This window comes from Roseovarius sp. D22-M7, from assembly GCF_037083785.1.
Lineage (GTDB): Bacteria > Pseudomonadota > Alphaproteobacteria > Rhodobacterales > Rhodobacteraceae > Roseovarius.
In genome coordinates this window covers 1-22,054 of record NZ_JBAPKY010000002.1, presented here as the reverse complement: position 1 = coordinate 22,054, position 22,054 = coordinate 1, and the positions used below count along the sequence as shown (strand labels likewise).

Below are 22,054 nucleotides of genomic sequence, written 5' to 3'. Positions count from 1 at the left end.
AGGCATGACACGGATTTATCTTGATCACAACGCGACGACGCCGCTGCGCCCCCAGGCGCGGGACGCGATGATCGCGGCGATGGACCTCGTCGGCAACCCGTCGAGCGTGCATGCCGAGGGACGCGCCGCCAAGGGCGTGATCGAGCGGGCCCGCGCGCAGGTCGCCGCCGCCCTCGGGGCCGAAGGGGCGGACGTGATCTTCACCTCGGGGGCCACCGAAAGCGCGGCACTTGCCTGTGCGGGGCGCGACCTGCTGGGTTCGGGCGTCGAGCATGACGCGGTGCGGTCGTGGATCCACGAGGACCTGCCCGTCGATGCGGATGGCCGCGTGCGCATCGACGATCCCGCCCGGTCGGCGCTGCAACTGGCGAACTCGGAAACCGGCGTGGTGCAGGACCTGCCCGACGGGCTGGCGGTCAGCGACATGACGCAAGCGTTCGGCAAGCTGCCCGTCGCCTTCAACTGGTCGGGCGCACAGATGGCGCTCGTGTCGGCGCACAAGCTGGGCGGGCCGAAGGGCATCGGCGCGCTGGTGGTGCGGCGCGGCACCGATCTCGCCGCGCAGATCCGCGGCGGCGGGCAGGAAATGGGCCGCCGCGCGGGCACCGAGAACGTCATCGGCATCGCCGGATTCGGTGCTGCGGCCGAGGCCGCGTCGCGCGATCTGGCGGGTGGCGTCTGGGACCGGGTGGAAAAACTTAGAAACATTCTAGAAAATATCATTGCAGGGGGGGCAAAAGAGATTAATTTTGTCGGGCAAGGAACACGGCGCCTGCCCAACACCTCCTGCTTCATCGCGGAAGGCTGGAAGGGCGAGACGCAAGTGATGGCGATGGACCTCGCAGGCTTCGCCGTCTCGGCCGGCAGCGCCTGTTCCAGCGGCAAGATCCGGCAAAGCCGGGTCCTGCGCGCGATGGGATATGACCCGGCACAGGCGGGTGCGGCACTGCGCGTGTCGCTGGGGCCGCAGGTGACCGAGGACGAGATCATGCGCTTTGCCGAAGGCTGGCTCGCGCGCAGGTGCAAATATCGGGCCCGCACGGCCTGAAAGGAAGGGAGAACGATCATGACGGCTCTGGACGAAGGTCAGGTCAAGGAAGGTGTCGATACCGAAACGGTCGATGCGGTGCGCAAGATGGGCGGCACCTACAAGCACGGCTGGGAAACCGACATCGAGATGGACTACGCGCCGAAGGGGCTGAACGAGGATATCGTCCGCCTGATCTCGGCCAAGAACAACGAGCCCGAGTGGCTGACCGAATGGCGGCTGGCCGCCTATCGGCGCTGGACGCAGATGACCGAACCCGACTGGGCGATGGTCAACTACCCGCCCATCGACTACCAGGAGCAGTATTATTACGCCAAGCCCAAGTCGATGTCCGAAAAGCCCAAGTCGCTGGACGATGTCGACCCCAAGCTGCTGGAAACCTACGCGAAGCTCGGCATTCCGCTGAAAGAGCAGATGGTACTGGCCGGTGTCGAGGGCGCCGATGCGGCGCCCGCCGATGCCGAGCCCGAGAAGCGCAAGGTCGCCGTGGACGCGGTCTTCGACAGCGTCAGCGTGGGCACCACCTTCAAGTACGAGCTTGCCAAGGCGGGCGTGATCTTCTGCTCGATCTCCGAGGCGGTGCAGGAGCATCCCGAACTGGTGAAGAAATACCTCGGCTCGGTCATCCCCAATGCCGACAACATCTTCGCCACGCTGAACGCGGCGGTCTTCACCGACGGGTCGTTCGTCTACATCCCGCCCGGCGTGCGCTGCCCGATGGAGCTGAGCACCTATTTCCGGATCAATGCCGAGAATACGGGCCAGTTCGAGCGGACGCTGATCATCGCCGACAAGGGCTCTTACGTCAGCTACCTCGAAGGCTGCACCGCGCCGCAGCGCGACACGCACCAGCTGCACGCGGCCTGTGTCGAGCTGATCGCGCTCGACGATGCCGAGATCAAGTATTCGACCGTGCAGAACTGGTATCCCGGCGACGAGAACGGCAAGGGCGGCATCTACAACTTCGTGACCAAGCGCGCGGATTGCCGCGGCGACCGCTCGAAGGTGATGTGGACGCAGGTCGAGACGGGCTCGGCGGTGACGTGGAAATATCCCAGCTGCATCCTGCGCGGCGATGACAGCCAGGGCGAGTTCTACTCGATCGCCATCGCCAACAACTGGCAGCAGGCCGATACCGGCACCAAGATGACGCATCTGGGCAAGAACACCCGCTCGCGGATCGTCTCGAAGGGGATCAGCGCGGGGCACGCCCAGAACACCTATCGCGGTCTGGTGTCGATGCACCCGAAGGCCAAGAACAGCCGCAACTTCACGCAATGCGACAGCCTGCTGATCGGCGGGACCTGCGGCGCGCACACCGTTCCTTATATCGAGGTCAAGAACAATTCCTCGCAGGCCGAGCACGAGGCGACCACGTCCAAGGTCGATGACGACCAGATGTTCTACTGCCGCTCGCGCGGCATGTCCGAGGAAGAGGCCGTGGCGCTGGTGGTCAATGGCTTCTGCAAGGACGTGCTGCAGGCGCTGCCGATGGAATTCGCGATGGAGGCACAGCAGCTCGTCGCGATCTCGCTGGAAGGCAGCGTCGGCTGATGAGCGGGCAGGGGATCGCGAACGGCTCGCCCCGCATGGCGATCGCGTGGCTCACGCGGTTCCCCCCGCGCCTCTGGCGCGAGGGGCGGCGGCTGGGGCTGCTGATCCTCGGGCATTTCATGGTGTTCGCGCTGGCCATCGGCCATGACGAGATCGTGGCGGAATGCGTCGCCGAAGAGTTGATCGCGGCCCGCCATGCCGAGACCGCTGAAATGGTGGTGGCTTTCGGGCTGTTTCTCGTCTGGACCGCGCTGACCGTCGCCATCGTGCGCATGGTCGACGCGGCCCGCTCCGGCGCCGGTGCGGCGTGATGCCGGCGCATCCGCCCCGGGCCCGCGCAGGCTGACATGACCGAAGGCGATCTCCTGACGCGGCCGGAGCTGACCCTGCCCGCCGCCGAGGCCGCGCATCTGGCCCAAGCGTACGGCGCGGCGGACGTGATCCTCGAATACGGGGCCGGCGGGTCGACCGTGTTGGCCGCCGAGATGCCGGACAAACGGATCCTCTCGGTCGAGAGCGATCCGGACTGGGCGGCGATGATGCGCGACTGGTTCGCGCAGAACCCGCCGGCCGCCGGCACGCAGGCAGAGGTGATCTGGTCCGATATCGGGCCGGTGAAAGAGTGGGGCTTCCCGCGCGGCAAGCACGGCGCGCAGCGCTACGCGCGCTATCCGTTGGCCGTCTGGGGCCGCGCGGATTTCGTGCAGCCCGACGTGGTGCTGGTCGATGGCCGGTTCCGCACAGGATGCGCGATGGCCACCGCGCTGCGCACGACACGGCCGGTGACGCTGCTGTTCGACGATTACGTGCCGCGCCGGCACTATCACCGGGTCGAGGACTTTCTCGGCCCGCCGCGCAAGACGATCGGGCGGATGGCCGAATTCGGGGTGACGCCCGTGACCCTGCGGCCCGAGGCCCTGCTCACGATCATAGAGATGATGACGCGGCCCTGAGGCCGTGCGAAGTTTAACGGAAGGACAAGAAACATGTTGGATATCAAGAACCTGCACGTCGAACTTGAAGACGAGGAGCTGGCGATCCTCAAGGGCGTGGACCTCAATGTCGAGGCTGGCAAGGTGCACGCGATCATGGGGCCCAACGGCTCGGGCAAGTCGACGCTCAGCTACGTGCTGTCGGGGCGCGAGGGCTACAAGGTGACGCAAGGCTCGGCGACGCTCGGCGATGTCGATCTGCTGGAGCTCGAGCCCGAGGAGCGCGCCGCGGCGGGGTTGTTCCTGGCGTTTCAATATCCCGTGGAAATCCCCGGCGTCGGCAACATGACCTTCATGCGCACCGCGGTGAACGCGCAGCGCAAGGCCCGCGGGCAGGAAGAGATGAGCGCCGCGGACTTCCTCAAGGCCGTGCGCGAGAAGGCCAAGACCCTCAACATCGACGCCGATATGCTGAAACGCCCGGTCAATGTCGGCTTTTCGGGCGGCGAGAAGAAGCGCAACGAGATCCTGCAGATGGCGATGCTGGCGCCAAAGATGTGCATCCTCGACGAGACCGATTCGGGCCTCGACGTGGACGCGATGAAACTGGTGGCGAAAGGCGTGAACGCGCTGCGCGAAGAGGGCCGCGGCTTTCTGGTGATCACCCATTATCAGCGCCTGCTCGACCACATCGTGCCGGACGTCGTGCACATCATGTCCGACGGCCGCATCATCAAGACCGGCGGCCCGGAACTGGCGCAGGAGGTCGAGCGTGACGGCTACGAGAACCTGAAATCGGAGGTGGCGTGATGGCGGCCCCGCAAGCAAAACCGACCGTGACCGAGGCGCGGCTCGACGGCGTGACGCTGCCGACGGGCGCCGCGTGGATCACATCGCTGCGCGAGGCCGCGCTGGCGCGGGTGCGCGCGGCGGGCCTGCCGGGCCGGCGTGACGAGTACTGGAAATTCACCCGTCCCGAGAGCCTGACCACGCCGGAGCCCACCCGCGCCGCGATCCACGATTCCGGGGCCGAGCCCACGCTTTTCGGCGACATGGACCGGCTGACGCTGGTCTTCGTGGACGGCGTGTTCGACGCGGGCCAAAGCGATGCCGCGGCGCTCGACGCGGTGACGATCGAGCGTCTGTCCGAGGCCGGGCGCGCCGACATCCACTGGGCGCGCGACCTCTACGGCACGCTCGAGGAACGCGCGCAGACGCCGGTGCCGCGCCCGCTGGCCACGCTCAACACCGCGCTGGCCGAGGAGGGCGTGCTGATCCATGTCACCGGCAAGGCCGCCAAACCCGTCCACATCGTCAACTTGCAGGGCTCCGAGACGTCGGACGCGATGCTCCACCATGTCGTGAAACTCGATGCGGGTGCGTCCCTGACCGTGCTGGAAAACGGCCCCGGCGGCGCGCGCTACAACACGGTGATGGAGGTCGACGTCGCCGACGGCGCCACCTTCCACCACGTCCGCGCGCAGGGCCGCGACCACGAGCGCCGCGCGGCGACGCATGTCTTCGCGCGGCTCGGGTCCGAAAGCGTGTTCAAGTCCTTCACCCTGACCGCCAACGGCGTGATGACGCGCAACGAATGCGTGATCGAGTTCACCGGCGACGACGCCACCGCGCATGTCGCGGGGGCGGCCCTCGGCGATGGCGACGTGCATCACGACGACACGGTGTTCATCACCCATGATGCCGAACGCTGCGAAAGTCGGCAGGTCTTCAAGAAGGTGCTGCACAACGGCGCGACCGGCGTCTTCCAGGGCAAGATCCTGGTCAAGGCGGACGCGCAGAAGACCGACGGCTACCAGATCAGCCAGTCGCTGCTGCTCGACGAGGACAGCCAGTTCCTCGCCAAGCCGGAACTCGAGATCTACGCCGACGACGTCGCCTGTTCGCACGGCTCCACCTCGGGGGCGATCGACGAGGACGCGCTTTACTACATGCGCGCGCGCGGCATCCCGAGGCCGCTGGCGGAGAACCTGCTGACGCTGTCGTTCCTCGCCCAGGCGGTCGAGGAGATCGAGGACGAGGGCCTGCGCGACGAGATCACCGGGCGGCTCGCGCTCTGGCTGGAGCACGAGCGCGGCTGATGCCGGTCACGCGCGATATCGTCGCCACCTATCGCGGGCCGCGCCGGGTGGTGCGGCGCCTGTTGTCGATGGGCGTGCGCGAGGATCGCGCGCTGGTGATCCTGATCGGCGCGTGCATCCTGGTCTTCGTCGCGCAATGGCCGCGCCTCGCGCGCGAGGCGCATCTGTCGGGCGACGCGCTCAACCCGCTTCTGGGCGCGGCGCTGCTGGCGTGGCTTTTCATCGCACCCCTGCTGCTCTATGCGCTGGCGCTTCTCAGCCACGGGATCGCCCGGCTGACCGGCGGGCGCGGCAGCGCCTACGGCGCGCGGCTGGCGCTGTTCTGGGCGTTTCTCGCGGCCAGCCCGCTGATCCTGCTGCACGGGCTGGTGGCGGGGTTCGTCGGGCCGGGTCCGGGCCTGCAACTGGTGGGCCTCATCTGGTGTGGTGTTTTCGGCTGGTTCTGGCTATCGGGGCTTTACGAGGCGGAATGGAGCCGAGAATGACGCGTGACGACGTAATCGGGCTGCTGCGGCAGACCCTCTTTCAGCCGCACGACGCGGCGCGTGTGCTGATCGGCATGCGCCTGCAGACCGACATCCTGTGGACGGGGCTGGCGCTGCTGGCGATCCTCAACGCCATCGTCTACACGATGTCGGCCCAGCTCGGCCCGTCGGGCGACGCGTCTGGGGCGCTGATGCCGGCGGCCTTCCAGGCGCCGATCCTGTTTGCGATATTGCTGTTCGGCGCCTTGGCGCTGACGGTGATCGCGCTTTATTACGTGGGGCAGGGGCTGGGGGGTGAAGCGGCGTTCGCCGACATCCTCGTCCTGCTGACATGGCTGCAGGTGTTGCGCCTGCTGGTACAGGCCGCGGTGCTGGTGCTGGCGCTCGGGGTGCCGGCGCTGGCGGCGATCGCGGTGATCGTCGCGGCGGTCTGGGGGGTCTGGATCCTGGTCAGCTTCATCGACGCCGCGCACCGGTTCGAGAGCCGGTTCAAGGCGGCGGGGGTGGTCGTGCTGTCCTTCGTGGCCATGGCGATCGGGCTCAGCACGCTGCTCAGTCTTGTCGGAATGGTCGCAATGAGAGGGGGCTGAAATGCTCGACGTCGAAAAGATACGTGCCGATTTCCCGATCCTGTCGCGCGAGGTGAACGGCAAGCCTCTCGTCTATCTCGACAACGGGGCCTCGGCGCAGAAACCGCAGGTGGTGATCGACGCGGTCACCCACACGTATACGCATGAATATGCCAACGTGCATCGCGGGCTGCATTACCTCAGCAATATCGCGACCGAGAAATACGAGAGCGTGCGCGGCACCGTGGCGCGTTTCCTCGGGGTCGCGGACGAGCGCCAGATCATCCTCAATTCCGGCACCACCGAGGGCATCAATATGGTCGCCCATGGCTGGGCCATGCCGCGGATGGAGGCCGGCGACGAGATCCTGCTGTCGGTGATGGAGCATCACGCGAATATCGTGCCGTGGCATTTCCTGCGCGAGCGGCAGGGCGTCGTGCTGAAATGGGTGGATGTCGATTCGCGCGGGTATCTCGATCCGCAGAAGATCCTCGACGCGATCACCCCGCGCACGAAACTGATCGCGATCACCCACCTGTCCAACGTTCTGGGCACCAAGGTCGACGTCAAGGCGATCTGCGAGGGCGCCCGCGCGCGCGGCGTGCCGGTGCTCGTGGATGGCAGCCAGGCGGCGGTGCACCTGCCCGTCGATATCGACGATATCGGCTGCGATTTCTACGCCGTCACCGGGCACAAGCTTTACGGGCCCTCGGGATCGGGCGCGATCTTCGTGCACCGCGACCGGCTGGCCGAGATGCGGCCCTTCATCGGCGGCGGCGACATGATCCGCGAGGTCACCAAGGACGAGGTGATCTACAACGACGCGCCGATGAAGTTCGAGGCCGGCACCCCCGGCATCGTGCAGATCATCGGGCTGGGCGTGGCACTCGACTACATGATGGGCATCGGCATGCCCGAGATCGCCGCGCATGAGGACGATCTCAGCCGCTACACGCAGGACCGCCTCGCCGGGCTGAACTGGCTGACCGTGCAGGGCACGGTGCCCGACAAGGCCGCGATCTTCTCGTTCACCATGGACGGGTCGGCGCATGCGCATGACGTCTCGACGATCCTCGACAAGAAGGGGGTCGCGGTGCGCGCCGGCCAGCATTGCTGCGGCCCGCTGATGGAGCATATGGGCACCGCCGCCACCTGCCGCGCGTCCTTCGGGATGTACAACACCCGCGCCGAGGTCGACGCCCTGATCGACGCGCTCGAGCTTGCGCACGACCTTTTCGGCTGATCGCAAGGCGCGGGGCATCGTGATGGCGCGGGCCGGCGAAAAAATATCCGGCCGCGCCCCCGCGGCGCGGCATTCCCGGCTTCACATGCGTACCGATTTCGCGTACACGGCGTACATCCGGTACGCATCCGATGCGGCGCGTGACGGACAGACGAGATCGGGCCGACCCTGCCCAGCCATGGCGGGAACGGCCGGAAAAGGCAGATGACAGGGTCCCATAGCTCAGCTGGATAGAGTGTTCGCCTCCGAAGCGAAAGGTCGCAGGTTCGAATCCTGCTGGGACCACCATTTGCCCCTCGGCCCACATCATCTTGTATTCGGTCCCGCCACGGTCACCGCTTGTAGTACTGCCGCGCCTGCGGGGATTCGGCATGCACGACGCGTCCCCATTCAGCCTTTGTTCACGCCTTTCCCGCTATGATCGCGTGGATTGTCACGGAACCGAAAAGGCTTGCCCATGGGTGCACCACCGGCACGGATCGACGCCCCCGCGCGACGCTCGGCGTCCGCGCATCTCAACCGCGCCCAGAAGGCCGCGATCATCGTCCGCTTCCTTCTGAACGAGGGCACGGACGTCCCCCTCACCGATCTGCCCGAGGATCTGCAGGCCCGACTGACCACGCAGATGGGCTCGATGCGCTATGTCGATCGTGGAACGCTCGCCGATGTCGTCGCGGAATTCGCCCATGAACTCGAAGGCATGGGCCTGACCTTTCCGCGCGGCGTGGCCGGGGCGCTCACCGCTCTTGACGGCCGGATCAGCCCGCAAACCGCGATGCGCCTGCGCAAGGAGGCGGGTGTGCGCCAATATGGCGATCCGTGGACCCTGGTGAAGACCGCCGAGCCGGGCGCGCTCCTGCCGATTCTCGAGGGGGAAAGCCCCGAAGTTTCCGCGGTGGTCCTGTCGAAGCTTGAAGTGGCGCGCGCCGCCGATCTGCTGGGGCGCCTGCCGGGGCCCGTGGCACGGCGCATCACCTACGCGATCTCGCAGACCGGTTCGGTCAGCCCCACCGCGGTGGATCGCATCGGGCTGGCATTGGCCGCGCAGCTTCACGACGTGCCCGAAAGCGCGTTCACCACCGGTGCCGTGGAACGCGTGGGCGCGATCCTCAACTCCTCCACCAGCATCACCCGAGACGAGATGATGGAAGGGCTCGAAGAGACGGATCAGGATTTCGCGGCCCTCGTGCGCCGCGCGATCTTCACGTTCGAGCATATCCCCGCGCGGATCAGGCCCGCCGACATTCCCCGCATCGTGCGCGAGGTCGAGCAGCCGGTGCTGGTCAAGGCGCTGTCCGGTGCGCTTGCGGGCGATCTCGCCTCTGCGGCGGAGTACATCCTCGAAAACATGGGAGAGCGGATGGCCGACGCGTTGCGCGAGGAAATCACCGAAACCGGCACCGTGCGGGCACGCGACGCCGATACGGCGATGCGCGAAGTGATCAACGCCATCCGACGGCTCGAGGCGGCCGAGGAGATCACCCTGCAAGAGCAAGAGGACGACGCCGGAGCCGCGTGACGGCGCGTAATGTTCGCGCATCTCGGTTTTCGCGCGAGGCAGAGTGCATCCAATGGCCCCCGGCACGCGCCGCACGGCGCGTCTGCCAAGAACACCGTGTGGCGCAGCCACTCCGCTGGAACAGACCCGGCTCAGCCGTCCTGATCGGCGAGGAATTTCTCGGCATCGAGCGCGGCCATGCAGCCCATCCCGGCGCTGGTCACCGCCTGCCGGTAGAGGTGATCGGTCAGATCGCCGGCGGCGAAAAGCCCGGGGATCGAGGTCCGCGTGCTGCCCGCCTCGACCCGCACGTAATCGCCGTGATGCATCTCGACCTTGCCCTTCACCAGCTCCGACGCAGGCGCGTGGCCGATGGCGATGAACACGCCCTTGCACCGGATCTCGGTGATCTCGCCGGTCTCGACATGCTTCACCCGCACCCCCTCGACGCCCTTGGGGTTGTCGGTGCCGACCACCTCGTCGAGCGTGTGAAACCATAGCGGCTCGATCTTGGGATGGCGGAACAGCCGGTCCTGCAGGATCTTCTCGGCGCGCAGGCTGTCGCGGCGATGGATCAGCGTGACCTTCGAGGCGAAATTCGTCAGGAACAGCGCCTCCTCGACGGCGGTGTTGCCGCCGCCGACCACCACGATTTCCTGACCTCGATAGAAGAACCCGTCGCAGGTCGCGCAGGCCGAGACGCCGAATCCCTTGAACGCGTCTTCCGAGGGCAGGCCCAGCCATTTCGCCCGCGCCCCGGTGGCGAGGATCACGGAATCGGCGGTGTAGACGCGGCCGCTGTCACCTGTGGCCCGGAACGGCCGCGCATCGACATCGAGATCGCTGACGATGTCACCGATCACCTCGCAGCCCATGGCCTTCGCATGCGCCTCCATCCGGACCATCAGGTCGGGGCCCTGCACCTCGGTGTCGCCTGGCCAGTTCTCGACCTCGGTGGTGGTAGTCAACTGCCCGCCCGGCTCGATCCCCTGCACGAGCACGGGATTGAGCATCGCCCGCGCGGCATAGACCGCGGCAGTGTATCCGGCCGGGCCGGACCCGATGATCAGGCATCTGGTGTGAACGGGATCTGTCATGCGTGTCTCCGGCGTTTCTGTCCGCTCACAGATAGGCGACCGCGCCGCGAGAAGAAAGCTGATTGCCCGGTTTTTTATGCGGGCCTGCGGGAACCTGATCACTCCAAAGGGTTCACGCCGTACGCCGTGTCGCCCCGGAAACCGGCCGCAGTCATAATGGCCGCTTCCGGCGCGAGGCACGTTTGCTGTATCCCTCTTTCCGCGCGGGTGTTAGATCCGGGCCAAGCGCAACGGATGGCTGGCTGACCTGAAAATGCCCCGATACCCGGATATCGACCTGCCGGACGACCCCAAGCTGGGTCACAACATCACCCATTTCGCGCGCGCGCTGCGGGCAGCCGGGCTGCCGGTGGGGCCCGGGCAGGTGATCGACGCGGTGCGCGCCGCGGCCGCCGCCGGCTTTACCAGCCGCGAGGATTTCTTCTACGCCCTGCGCGCCTCGCTGGTCACCCGGCCTGAGCATCTGACGGTCTTCGCGCAGATCTTCCGGCTCTACTGGCGCGATCCGCGGTACATGGAGCACATGATGGCGATGATGCTGCCGGCCATTCGCGGCGTGCAGGAGGATCGCGGTGCGCAGGCCGCAGAGAAACGCGCTGCCGAGGCGCTGCTGGACGGCGTGGCGCAGGACGCCCCCGGGATCGAGACCGATGACAGCGACGAGATGCAGATCGACATCGACGCCTCGGCCACCATGTCGACCGAGGAACGCCTGCGCCAGCTGGATTTCGAGCAGATGAGCACCGCCGAGATCGCCGAGGCCAAGCGCATGCTGGCGCGGCTGCGTCTACCCGTGAAACCCTTCGCCTCGCGCCGCGGCATCGCCAGCCCGCAGGGCGCCCGGATCGACATGCGCCGGTCGATGCGCGGCGCGCTGCGGCATGGCGGCGAGATGCGGCGCATCCACCGCAAGGCGCCGCGCGACCGCTGGCCGAACCTGGTGGTGCTGTGCGACATTTCCGGCTCGATGAGCCAGTACAGCCGCATGGTGCTGCATTTCCTGCATGCCGTCGCCAACCAGAAGGGCGCCGGATGGGCGCAGGTGCATGCCTTCACCTTCGGGACGCGGTTGACCAACATCACCCGGCATCTGGCGACCCGCGATGTCGATGCCGCCCTTGCCGCCGCCGGCCGCCAGGCACAGGACTGGGAGGGCGGCACGCGCATCGGCGCCTGTCTGCACGCCTTCAACCGCGACTGGTCGCGCCGGGTGATGGGGCAGGGGGCGGTCGTGCTGCTGATCACCGACGGGCTGGATCGCGACGCCCCCGAGGATCTGGCCCGCGAGATGGAACGCCTGCACCTGTCGTCGCGGCGGCTCTTGTGGCTCAACCCGCTCTTGCGGTGGGAGGGGTTCGCGGCCAAGGCGCAAGGCATCCGCGCGATGCTGCCGCATGTGGATGCGTTCCGCGCCGGCCACTCGATCGCCACGCTCGACGATCTGGCCGACGCGATCTCGCGGCAGGGCGATACCGGCGAAAAGGCGCGGCTGATGGCGGCGATGCAGGGCTGAAAGGAGCATGGTGATGGAACGATTCGACGACACGCCCGAGACGGCCCTCGGCTGGCACCGCGCCGGCAAGGGCGCGGCGCTGGCCACCGTGGTCGAGACATGGGGCAGCGCGCCGCGCCGGGTGGGCAGCCAACTGGCGATCTCGGGCGAGGGCGAGATCGCGGGGTCGGTCTCGGGCGGCTGCGTCGAGGGGGCGGTGGTCGCCGAGGCGCTCGATGCCATCGAGGCCGGCCGCCCCGTGATGCTGGAATACGGCGTGAGCGACGGCGACGCCTTTGCAGTGGGGCTTGCCTGTGGCGGTACCATCCGCGTGCTGGTCGAACCGGTGGGATCGGTCCTGCCCGAGGATCTGCTGGCCGATCTGGTGCTGGCCCGCGAGGGGCGCATCCCCGTGGCCTATGTCACCGGCCTCGACGTGGACCGCAGGCTGGAGCGCGAGGGCCATGCTGACCGCTTCCGCATGGACCGCTCGGGGTTCGAGGCCGACGGCACCACCTTCGTCGCCATCCACAACCCGCCGTTGCGGCTGATCCTGGTAGGCGCGGTGCATATCGCCCAAGCCCTCGTGCCGATGGCGCGGATCGCGGGGTTCGACCCGCTGCTCGTGGATCCCCGCGAAAGCTTCGCGTCCGAGACGCGGTTTCCCGGCGAGACGGTGCTTCATGACTGGCCCGACGAGGGGCTGCGGGCGCTCGGGCTCGACGCGCGCACGGCGGTGGTGCTGCTGACGCATGACCCCAAGCTGGACGATCCCGCGCTGATCGAGGCGCTGCGCTCGGGCGTGTTCTATATCGGCGCGCTCGGCTCGACCCGGACGCATGCCGCGCGCGTGGAACGATTGCAGGATGCCGGTTTGTCCGAGGCCGAGATCGCGCGAATCCACGCGCCAATCGGGCTTGACATCGGCGCGGCGGGACCGTCCGAGATCGCGGTCAGCATCCTTGCCGAGATGATCCGCGTCCTGCGGCGTGGCGCATGAGGTTCGGAGCGGTACCGTTGGATGAGGCCGAGGGCGGCATTCTCGCGCATTCCGAACATGTCAGCGGTGGCCGTCTGCGCAAGGGCCTTGTGCTGGGCCCCGAGGAAATCGCGGCGTTGCGCGCGGCGGGTTACGCCAGCGTGACCGTCGCGCGCCTCGATGCGGGGGATCTGCACGAGGACGACGCGGCCCGGACCCTCGCCGAGGCGCTTCGCGACGGCGCCGATGGGATCAGCCGCAGCCGGGCCTTCACCGGGCGGGTGAACCTCATCGCCGACCGGCCCGGCGTGGTCTGCCTCGACGCGCAGGCCATTCATGCCGCAAATGCCGTGGATCCGATGATCACCGTGGCGACGGTGCCGGACCATCACCAGATCCGCGTGGGCGGGATGATGGCAACGGTCAAGATCATTGCCTACGGCGTGCCGGGTATGGCGGTGACGCGGGCTGCGGACGCCGCGCGCGGCGCGCTGCGGCTGGCGGTGGCACAGTACCGCACCGCCAGCCTGATCGTCACCGATACGCCGGGCGGGCCGGGTGACAAGGGTGCCGACGCGGTCGCGGCTCGGGTCACCGGGATGGGGATGGAGATGGCCGAAACGGTGACCTGCGCGCACGAGACGGAGGCGCTCGCGCGCGCCATCGCCGCCGCCCGCGGCGAGATCGTGCTGATACTCACCGGCTCGGCCACCTCCGATCCGCTCGACACGGCGCCCGCGGCATTGCGCGCGGCGGGCGGCGAGGTGACGCGGTTCGGGATGCCGGTCGATCCCGGCAACCTGCTGTTTTTCGGTCGGCGCGGCGCGGTGCCGGTGGTCGGCCTGCCGGGATCGGCGCGCAGCCCGGTGCTGCATGGTGCCGACTGGGTGCTGGCTCGGCTGGCCTGTGGGCTGGCCTGCGGGTCGGACGAGATCGCGCGCATGGGGGTGGGGGGCTTGCTCAAGGAGATCCCCAGCCGGCCGCAGCCGCGCCGTGCGACACATCGCTAGGGCGAAAGAAACCGGGTTCTCAAGCCGGCGAAGGCGTGCTTAGGTGTCAGCAGCAATGGCCCGATCGCGGCGGTGGAGGACCGCCTTGGTAGGGTTTGAGGCAACAGGGGAGGAGCCAATGCCAGAGGTCACCATGACCGTGAATGGCAAGCCGGCGTCGGGCCGCATCGAAGGCCGCACGCTTCTTGTCGAATTCCTGAGGGAGAACATGGGCCTGACCGGCACCCATGTGGGCTGCGACACCAGCCAGTGCGGGGCCTGCGTGGTGCATGTCGACGGAAAGGCCGTGAAGGCCTGCACGATGTTCGCCGCCGAAGCCGAAGGCGCCGGAGTGACGACGGTCGAAGGGATGGCCGAGGGGGATGGCACGCTGCATACCGTGCAGGCCGCCTTCAAGGAGCATCACGGGCTGCAATGCGGTTTTTGCACGCCTGGCATGGTGATGTCGGCAGCGGCCCTTCTGGCCGAAAACCCGACACCCACCGAGGCCGAGGTGCGCGATTATCTCGAAGGCAATATCTGCCGCTGCACCGGCTATCACAACATCGTCAAGGCGGTGCTGGCAGCCTCGGGGCAGGATGTGAGCCGCATCGCGGCGGAATGAGCGTTTATCCGGGGGCGCTGCCCCCGCGCCTGCGGCGCTCCCCCGGAGTATTTCGGGAAAGATGAAGGCGCAGCGGGCCGCAAGGGGCGGAGCCCCGCAACATTTGGGAGGATCGAGACATGCCAAAGGATGGAGGCATCGGCGCCAGCAGCAAGCGGCGCGAGGATGTGCGGTTCCTGACCGGCACCGGCAACTATACCGATGACATCAACCTGCGCGGACAGGCCTATGTGCATTTCCTGCGCTCGGACGTGGCGCATGGACGGCTGAACAAGATCGAGACCAGCGCCGCCGAGGGCATGCCGGGCGTGCTGCGGGTCTTCACCGGCAAGGATTTCGAGGGGATCGGCGGGCTGCCCTGCGGCTGGCAGGTCACCGACCGCTTCGGCGAGGTCATGCAGGAGCCGGGCCACCCCGTGCTGGCGCAGGGTAAGGTGCGCCACGTGGGCGACCCGATCGCCGCGGTGGTGGCCGAGACCCGCGAACAGGCGCGCGACGCCGCCGAGGCGATCGAGCTCGATATCGAGGAACTGCCCGCGGTCGTCGACATGAAAGCGGCGCTGAAAGACGGCGCGCCCAAGGTGCATGACGATCTGACCTCGAACCTCTGCTACGACTGGGGCTTCGTCGAGGAGAACAAGGCGGCGGTCAACGAAGCCTTCGAGAAAGCCGCGCATGTCACGACGCTGGAACTGGTCAACAACCGCCTTGTCGCCAACCCGATGGAGCCGCGCGTCGCGGTGGCCGATTTCAACCGGTCGACGGGGGATCACACGCTTTACACCACGAGCCAGAACCCGCACGTGATCCGGCTGCTGATGGGGGCCTTCGTGCTGGGCATCCCCGAGCACAAGCTGCGCGTGGTCGCCCCCGACGTGGGCGGCGGGTTCGGCTCGAAGATCTTCCACTATGCCGAGGAGGCGTTCTGCACCTTCGCCGCGAAGGCCCTGAATCGCCCCGTGAAATGGACCTGCTCGCGCTCCGAGGCGTTCATGACGGATGCGCATGGGCGCGATCACGTGACGAAGATCGAACTCGCGCTCGATGCCGACAACAATTTCACCGCCCTGCGCACCGACACGCATGCCAATATGGGCGCGTATCTGTCGACCTTCGCGCCCTCGATCCCCACGTGGCTGCACGGCACGTTGATGGCCGGCAATTACAAGACGCCGCTGATCTACGTCAACGTAAAGGCGGTCTTCACCAACACGGTTCCGGTCGATGCCTATCGCGGCGCCGGGCGCCCCGAGGCGACGTATCAACTGGAACGCGTCATCGACAAGGCGGCGCGCGAGCTGGGCGTCGATCCGCTGGCATTGCGGCGCCAGAACTTCATCACCGAGTTCCCCTATGCCACCCCGGTGGCGGTGGAATACGACACCGGCGACTACCACGCGACGGTCGACAAGCTGGAAGAGATCGCCGATCTCAAGGGCTTCGACGTCCGCCGCCAGGAAAGCGAGTCCAAGGGTCTTCTGCGCGGCCTTGGCGTCAACTGCTATATCGAGGCCTGCGGCATCGCGCCCTCGAACCTCGTCGGGCAACTGGGCGCGCGCGCGGGACTGTATGAAAGCGCCACGGTCCGGGTCAACGCCACCGGCGGGCTGACCGTTATGACGGGCAGCCACAGCCACGGGCAGGGACACGAGACCTCGTTCGCGCAGGTGGTGGCCGAGATGATCGGCATCGACGCCGACCAGATCGAGATCGTGCACGGCGACACCGCCAACTCGCCGATGGGCATGGGCACCTATGGCAGCCGCTCCATCGCCGTAGGCGGTAGCGCCATGGTCCGCGCCACCGAGAAGATCATCAACAAGGCGCGCAAGATCGCCGCGCACCTGATGGAGGCCGCCGAGGCCGATATCGAGCTGAAGGACGGCCAGTTCACTGTCGCCGGCACCGACAAATCCGTCGCCTGGGGCGATGTCACGCTGGCCGCCTACGTGCCGCACAATTACCCGCTCGAGGATATCGAGCCGGGGCTGGAGGAAACCGCGTTCTACGATCCCGCGAACTTCACCTACCCGTCGGGCGCCTATGCCTGCGAGGTCGAGGTCGATCCCGATACCGGCCGCGTGACCATCGAACGCTTCGCCGCCGCCGACGATTTCGGCAACGTGATCAACCCGATGATCGTCGACGGCCAGGTGCATGGCGGCATCGGGCAGGGCATCGGGCAGGCGCTGCTCGAGGCCTGCGTCTATGACGAGAACGGCCAGCTGCAAAGCGGCTCTTACATGGATTACGCCATGCCGCGCGCCGATGATGTGCCGTTCTTCCAGGTCGATCATTCCTGCCAGACTCCCTGCACGCATAACCCGCTCGGCGTGAAGGGCTGCGGCGAGGCCGGCGCCATCGGTAGCCCGCCGGCGGTCGTCAACGCGGTGATCGACGCGCTGCACTCGGGCGGCAGCAAGGTGACCCATATCGACATGCCGCTGTCGCCCTCGCGCGTCTGGCAGGCGATGCAGGCATAAGGAGAGCGATCATGTACGCATTCGATATCGAACGTCCCACGCGCCTTGCCGACGCGGTCAAGCTTCTGTCCGACAGCACCGAAGGCGCGGTGCTCGGCGGTGGGCAGACGCTGATTCCCTCGCTGAAACAGCGTCTGGCCGCGCCGGACCGGCTGATCTGCCTGTCGGGCATCAAGGAGATGCAGGGCATCTGCACCGCGGATGACGGTGCGCTGTGCATCGGTGCGGGCACCACGCATACCGATGTCGCCGCCGGCGCCGGCGCCTATCCCGCGCTCGCAGCACTCGCCGCAAATATCGGCGACCCGGCGGTGCGCAACCGCGGCACCATAGGTGGCAGCTTGGCCAATAACGACCCGTCGGCCTGCTACCCGGCCGCTGCACTCGGCTCGGGGGCGCGGATCATTACCTCGGCCCGAGAGATCGCCGCGGACGACTTCTTCGAGGGGATGTTCGCGACCGCCCTCGAAGAGGGCGAGATCGTCACCGAGATCCGCTTCCCGGTGCCACAAAAGGCGCATTACCAGAAGTTCGAGCAGCCCGCGTCGCGTTTCGCGCTCGTCGGCGTGTTCGTCGCGAAATATTCGGAGGGCGTGCGCGTCGCGGTCACCGGCGCATCCGAGGACGGCGTCTTTCGCTGGTCCGAGGCTGAGGCGGCGCTGTCGTCGAATTTCGCGGAGGACGCGGTTGAGGGGCTGACCCTGCCGGGCGACGACATGATCGACGACATGCACGGCAGCGGCGCCTACCGTGCCCATCTTGTCGGCGTGATGACGCGCCGCGCAGTGGTTGCCGCCCGCTAGGGCATGGGAAGTCGTGATGGCTTGAGCCGGCGAGGAGCAGGGCGGCGAGGCAGGATGTGGACTCGGAAAGCGGGACCATGGCCTGTAAAGCGGCGCGTCCGGTCATCGGCGTGACATCGCGTTGCGGGTCGTCTTTGAATTAAGGTAAACACGTGCCGGTTGGACCCCTTGAGACGACCGAAGGGTCGCTGGACCCGATTGCGCTGCCTGTAGAGTTCGGCATCCAAGCCCTTTGGCAGATCGCGGTCGGCCTTGGAAGGAATGACATCGGTGGCGCCTCGTTCCCGGATCATTTCCCTTATCCGCCAATCCGTCGATGGCGTTGTCCGTCAGCGCCGATCGTCCGTTTTGCTACATGATCAAGAAACACGAGGCTGGACTGCCGACGGATGGAGATCGGCGTAGGCACGGCATTTGTCCTGTGGCGTTTTGCAAGCTGAAGTCCGAATTTGGCATCATGGAGGCATCAAATGGCAGTGTCCCAACGATTGGTGTAGGAGGCCGCGCGCGGGGCCCTCGGCGTAGCGCGGCGCGCGGCCGGTGGCGACTTTGGCGGCCACCGTCGATCTTCGGCAAAGGTTCGGGTTGCGACACTCGAAACCAAGGATCGAGATGACGATGACCGATGAGAGAATGGCACTGCTCGAGCCGGTTGAACGGCCGACCGATGGCGATCTCGTGCGCGCGATCCTGGCCCTTGCGGCCGGCCGGATCATGGAAGCCGAGGTCGAGACGCAGACGGGCGCGGCCAAGGGTGCGCGTTCGCCTCTGCGGGACGTTCAGCGAAACGGTTACCGGGACCGTGACACGCGTGCGGGTCGCATCCCGCTGGAGATCCCGAAGCTGCGCAAGGGCAGCTACCTGCCGGGTTTGCTCGAGCCCCGGCGGACGGCCGAGAAGGCTCTCGTGGCGGTGCTCCAGGAGGCATGCGTCCATGGCGTCTCGACGCGCTCCGTGAACGATCTCGTGAAGGCCATGCCCTGGCCGGGTCGCGCACCGTGGCGGCGGCGATGCTCAAGACGATCTTCGCCCCGGAAAGCAAGGCCGACGCGGAAGCCCAATGGGACACGGTCGCCGATGCCCTCCGCGAAAAGCAGGACAAGCGCGGCACCTTCATGAACGCCTCGCGCATCGGCCATTGTCGCTCGGACCAATGGCGCGACATGGCTCATCGTTCTCGCCGGCATTGGGGGCTCCGCCCGTTCTCGCCTCGAACCGTCCCCCGGACGGTTTGCCGCGCGTGGCGCGGACCGGCGCGAACTCCCACGCGAGCACCGGGCCCAGATCGCCTCGACGGATCCGCTGGAGAGGGTGAACCGCGAGATCAAGCGGCGCACCGTTATTGTGGGGATCTTCCCCAACGATGACGCTTCATCAGGCTCGTCGGCGCGATCATGCTCGAGACCATCGACGCGTGGACCGTCGCGCACCGATACATGAGCCTTGAAACTCTCGCGCGCGTGAACGACAATCCAGATGTCAGGTTGTCCGCCGTGACAGCCTGATCAGACCTGAGCCTTTCCGAAGGTCGGCGTTCTTACACCACGCCCTAGGACACTATCTCAAATGCCTCCGGTCTGAAGGAACTTGACGGTGAAACCGCCAAACTCAAACGCTTTCCTGCCGATATGATGCTGGACAACGTCGTGTTGAAAGTATGCAGAATCTGGCGCGCACTTTCATCTGAAACCTGAGGTTCAAGATTGATCCCCTGTTGGGTAACAGGAGGTGAGTTTCACAATGGAGGCTACGAACGAGTTTCTCACACGTTTGAGCGTTGGGGCCTCGCGGACCGGAAGCCGGCGGTGGCCGGATCGTGTGACGGCGCTGATTTTGGGGGAAACGCTGGTGTCCAGACCGTACAGCGATATTTCAACAATAAACGCCTCGCGGCGAGCGTCTTCCAGGGAGGTTTGTAGCGGACTCAGTTGCAAGACGTCTTCGTAGGCGGCAGTGGGCCACAAATTGAGTTCATCACCCTTGCCTAGAACAGCTAAGACCTTTAGTAAGCAGTTCGATGGAGAGGTGCCGGAGTGGTCGAACGGGGCGGTCTCGAAAACCGCTGACCCTTTACGGGGTCCCAGGGTTCGAATCCCTGTCTCTCCGCCATTTCAAATTTTCTACTCTTACTTAAGCACTTGATTTTATAGATAACTTTGATCTATTTGTGTGTTGTGACCGCCTTATACGTCATTTTTGCTATACAATCTGCCTTACAAAACGCGTTACACTGCCTCTTGCAGCAAGAGGGGTGTCGCCGTGGCAATCACGAAACGTGGGAAGGGTCTGTCTCTCTACAAGAGGGTGCCCAAACGGTATGAAAGCGTTGAGCCGCGCAAGTTCGTATGGCTGTCGCTGCACACTGACAGTCCGTCCGTCGCAGACCAGAAGGCGGGCGTGGCTTGGTCACAGATGATGGATGCCTTGGGAAGCAAAGCTGGCTGGTGACACCTCCGACGCCGAGCAGCGGTTCGCTGCCGCGCGTGAGCTGGCCGCGGCGCGTGGGTTTCGATACATGCGTGCCGATCAGGTGGCCAAGGTGCCGACCGAGGACCTGTTGCAGCGCATAGAAGCCGTGTCAGGCCCTGATGACAAGCCCGACCTGAAAGAGGCGGCCGCCCTCTTGGGCGGCGCCACTGAGCCCGCCATCACGATCACGCGGGCGCTGGACCTCTATTGGCACATGGCCGGCGACAAGATTATCGGGAAAAGCGATGATCAACTTCGTCGCTGGAAAAACCCACGGCGCAAGGCAATCAAGAACCTTGTCGCCGTCATCGGTGACAAGGCCCTGTCGGACATTACCGGCGATGATATGCTCGATTTCCGATCCTGGTGGTTGGAACGGCTGGAAATCGAGGATCTGACCGCGAACAGCGCCAACAAGGACCTGATCCACATCGGCGACGTGCTGAAGACCGTGAACAAATTGAAGCGCCTCGGGTTGGTGCTGCCGTTGAGCGATCTGAAATTCAAGGAAGGTGAGGCAAAACAGCGCCCGCCCTTCTCCGATGGCTGGATCCGGGACAGGATCATGGCACCGGGCGCGCTTGACCGCCTCAACGATGAAGCACGGTGCATCCTTCTGGCCATGGTCAAAACCGGCGCGCGTCCGAGTGAGTTGGCGGCACTGACCGCCGATCAGATCAACCTGACGGCCAACGTGCCGCATGTGTCGATCGAGCCGGTCGGGCGCCAACTGAAAAGTGCAAACGCGCGGCGCGTCATTCCCCTATGCGGTGTCAGCCTCGAGGCCATGCGCGAATTTCCGGACGGCTTCCCCCGCTATCGCAGAAGCACCGCCAGCCGTCCGCGACGGTCAACAAGTATCTCCGCGGGTCTGGCCTCCTGGAAACACCACAGCACACGCTCTATGGCCTGCGCCACAGCTTCGAGGATCGGATGCTTGCTGCTGGTGTTGACGAACGGATCAGGCGCGATCTCATGGGCCACGCGCTGAACCGTGAGCGTTACGGCAAGGGCGCAAGCCTGCTGAACCTGCAAGCGCTGATTCAGGAGACCGCCCTGTGACAGGCCGCGCCGGCGCGTGCGCGACTGATCGCGTCGCCCTTGACCTCCAATGCTGCAATCTCCCGCTCGATGCGTTCAAAGATCGGCAGGTACACCGGGTCATGCAGCACGAGGACTGCGACCTTGGCGTAGGCCGATTGCAAGGATTTCAGATCAACTGTCATGCCATGGCTATAGCGGCGAGCGTTTGGAACGATGCAGATTTTTGAAATGACCTACTTGCGTATCATTTTTGAAACATTTCTTGGATGAGGCAACACAAATTCTCACCTTGTTTGTCGCGCGGCATACTGTCGGAAGGACGTCGAGCGTGCTTACAGACGCACCGACATGTTGGATCGGCGGCGTGAGATGATGGAGAGCCGGGCCAACTCCGTTCTTGGGCGAGAGCCGGGTCACTGACGTCAGCAAGTCGAGGGATCGTTTCGGTGCCTGTCGCCGCGGCCATCCTCGGGCTTCTCCGCTGCGCGCGACACGTCTTCGACCCAAAAGGGGCAGGAACTGTGGCGTTCCTGCGTAAGCATCCGGCTGGGCTTGCAGTTACCCACAAGTGTCCGGGGGCGGGTTTGCGAGACATGCTCCTTCGACGAGGTCGGCGAGGCGGGCTAAGCCTCGCCAAATGACGGT

At 66.0% G+C, this 22,054-nt stretch carries 19 protein-coding genes, 2 tRNA genes and 2 pseudogenes; 21 read left to right on the top strand and 2 right to left on the bottom strand.

Annotated elements, in window-relative coordinates:
- The first annotated feature begins 4 nt into the window (after positions 1-4).
- From V8324_RS01115 to V8324_RS01065, 11 genes are all read left to right on the top strand, one after another.
- The gene (locus tag V8324_RS01115) at positions 5-1,048 is read left to right on the top strand and encodes a cysteine desulfurase family protein (RefSeq protein ID WP_336418065.1); all 1,044 of its coding nucleotides are present in this window, start codon (positions 5-7) and stop codon (positions 1,046-1,048) included.
- An 18-nt stretch (positions 1,049-1,066) separates the two neighbouring features.
- Positions 1,067-2,602 (top strand): Fe-S cluster assembly protein SufB, encoded by a 1,536-nt coding sequence (sufB, locus tag V8324_RS01110; protein WP_336418064.1) that lies wholly within the window; start codon positions 1,067-1,069, stop codon positions 2,600-2,602.
- Complete coding sequence (locus V8324_RS01105; RefSeq protein WP_336418063.1) at positions 2,602-2,913, top strand: hypothetical protein; 312 nt, start codon at positions 2,602-2,604, stop codon at positions 2,911-2,913. Before sufB ends, V8324_RS01105 begins: the two co-directional genes overlap by 1 nt.
- Before the next feature lie 36 nt (positions 2,914-2,949).
- Positions 2,950-3,555 carry a hypothetical protein gene (locus tag V8324_RS01100; RefSeq protein WP_336418062.1) on the top strand — a complete coding sequence of 202 codons (606 nt, stop codon included), beginning with the start codon at positions 2,950-2,952 and terminating at the stop codon, positions 3,553-3,555.
- 33 nt (positions 3,556-3,588) lie between these two features.
- Positions 3,589-4,344: a Fe-S cluster assembly ATPase SufC gene (sufC, locus tag V8324_RS01095; RefSeq protein WP_336418061.1), complete on the top strand. Its 756-nt coding sequence runs from the start codon at positions 3,589-3,591 to the stop codon at positions 4,342-4,344.
- The gene (gene sufD / locus V8324_RS01090) at positions 4,344-5,633 is read left to right on the top strand and encodes a Fe-S cluster assembly protein SufD (protein ID WP_336418060.1); all 1,290 of its coding nucleotides are present in this window, start codon (positions 4,344-4,346) and stop codon (positions 5,631-5,633) included. Before sufC ends, sufD begins: the two co-directional genes overlap by 1 nt.
- On the top strand, positions 5,633-6,118 hold the full coding sequence (locus V8324_RS01085) for a YIP1 family protein (protein WP_336418059.1): 486 nt from the start codon (positions 5,633-5,635) through the stop codon (positions 6,116-6,118). Before sufD ends, V8324_RS01085 begins: the two co-directional genes overlap by 1 nt.
- The gene (locus V8324_RS01080) at positions 6,115-6,708 is read left to right on the top strand and encodes a YIP1 family protein (RefSeq protein ID WP_336418058.1); all 594 of its coding nucleotides are present in this window, start codon (positions 6,115-6,117) and stop codon (positions 6,706-6,708) included. The genes V8324_RS01085 and V8324_RS01080 overlap by 4 nt, the downstream gene beginning before the upstream one ends.
- A gap of 1 nt (position 6,709) precedes the next feature.
- Complete coding sequence (locus tag V8324_RS01075) at positions 6,710-7,930, top strand: cysteine desulfurase (RefSeq protein ID WP_336418057.1); 1,221 nt, start codon at positions 6,710-6,712, stop codon at positions 7,928-7,930.
- A 211-nt stretch (positions 7,931-8,141) separates the two neighbouring features.
- A tRNA-Arg gene (locus V8324_RS01070) sits at positions 8,142-8,218 on the top strand.
- Between the two features lie 169 nt (positions 8,219-8,387).
- The gene (locus V8324_RS01065; RefSeq protein ID WP_336418056.1) at positions 8,388-9,449 is read left to right on the top strand and encodes a flagellar motor switch protein FliG; all 1,062 of its coding nucleotides are present in this window, start codon (positions 8,388-8,390) and stop codon (positions 9,447-9,449) included.
- 131 nt (positions 9,450-9,580) lie between these two features.
- Here the strand turns inward: V8324_RS01065 and trxB are convergent, their stop codons facing one another.
- Positions 9,581-10,525, bottom strand: coding sequence for a thioredoxin-disulfide reductase (gene trxB / locus V8324_RS01060; RefSeq protein ID WP_336418055.1), 945 nt, complete (start codon positions 10,523-10,525; stop codon positions 9,581-9,583).
- 253 nt (positions 10,526-10,778) lie between these two features.
- Between trxB and V8324_RS01055 the strand changes: the two genes are divergently transcribed.
- The 10 genes and pseudogenes from V8324_RS01055 (at position 10,779) to V8324_RS01010 (ending at position 21,356) form a co-directional block, all read left to right on the top strand.
- Positions 10,779-12,038, top strand: coding sequence for a vWA domain-containing protein (locus tag V8324_RS01055; RefSeq protein ID WP_336418054.1), 1,260 nt, complete (start codon positions 10,779-10,781; stop codon positions 12,036-12,038).
- Between the two features lie 13 nt (positions 12,039-12,051).
- On the top strand, positions 12,052-13,017 hold the full coding sequence (locus tag V8324_RS01050) for an XdhC family protein (protein WP_336418053.1): 966 nt from the start codon (positions 12,052-12,054) through the stop codon (positions 13,015-13,017).
- Complete coding sequence (locus V8324_RS01045; protein ID WP_336418052.1) at positions 13,014-14,006, top strand: molybdopterin-binding protein; 993 nt, start codon at positions 13,014-13,016, stop codon at positions 14,004-14,006. The genes V8324_RS01050 and V8324_RS01045 overlap by 4 nt, the downstream gene beginning before the upstream one ends.
- A 118-nt stretch (positions 14,007-14,124) precedes the next feature.
- Positions 14,125-14,610 (top strand): (2Fe-2S)-binding protein, encoded by a 486-nt coding sequence (locus V8324_RS01040; RefSeq protein ID WP_336418051.1) that lies wholly within the window; start codon positions 14,125-14,127, stop codon positions 14,608-14,610.
- 119 nt (positions 14,611-14,729) lie between these two features.
- Positions 14,730-17,093: a xanthine dehydrogenase family protein molybdopterin-binding subunit gene (locus V8324_RS01035; RefSeq protein WP_336418050.1), complete on the top strand. Its 2,364-nt coding sequence runs from the start codon at positions 14,730-14,732 to the stop codon at positions 17,091-17,093.
- Between the two features lie 11 nt (positions 17,094-17,104).
- A complete protein-coding gene (locus tag V8324_RS01030) occupies positions 17,105-17,896 on the top strand; it encodes an FAD binding domain-containing protein (RefSeq protein WP_336418049.1) in 792 nt (263 codons plus the stop codon).
- Positions 17,897-18,514: 618 nt separating this feature from the next.
- A pseudogene (locus V8324_RS01025) lies at positions 18,515-18,874 on the top strand (transposase); the annotation flags it as partial.
- A 282-nt stretch (positions 18,875-19,156) separates the two neighbouring features.
- Positions 19,157-19,401 (top strand): annotated as a pseudogene (locus V8324_RS01020) (transposase); the annotation flags it as partial.
- Positions 19,402-19,915: 514 nt separating this feature from the next.
- A tRNA-Ser gene (locus V8324_RS01015) sits at positions 19,916-20,005 on the top strand.
- A 310-nt stretch (positions 20,006-20,315) separates the two neighbouring features.
- Positions 20,316-21,356, top strand: coding sequence for an integrase (locus V8324_RS01010; protein WP_336418048.1), 1,041 nt, complete (start codon positions 20,316-20,318; stop codon positions 21,354-21,356).
- Positions 21,357-21,408: 52 nt separating this feature from the next.
- Here the strand turns inward: V8324_RS01010 and V8324_RS01005 are convergent, their stop codons facing one another.
- Entirely contained in the window at positions 21,409-21,591 is a 183-nt protein-coding gene (locus tag V8324_RS01005; protein ID WP_336418047.1) for a hypothetical protein, read from the bottom strand.
- Positions 21,592-22,054 lie beyond the last annotated feature (463 nt).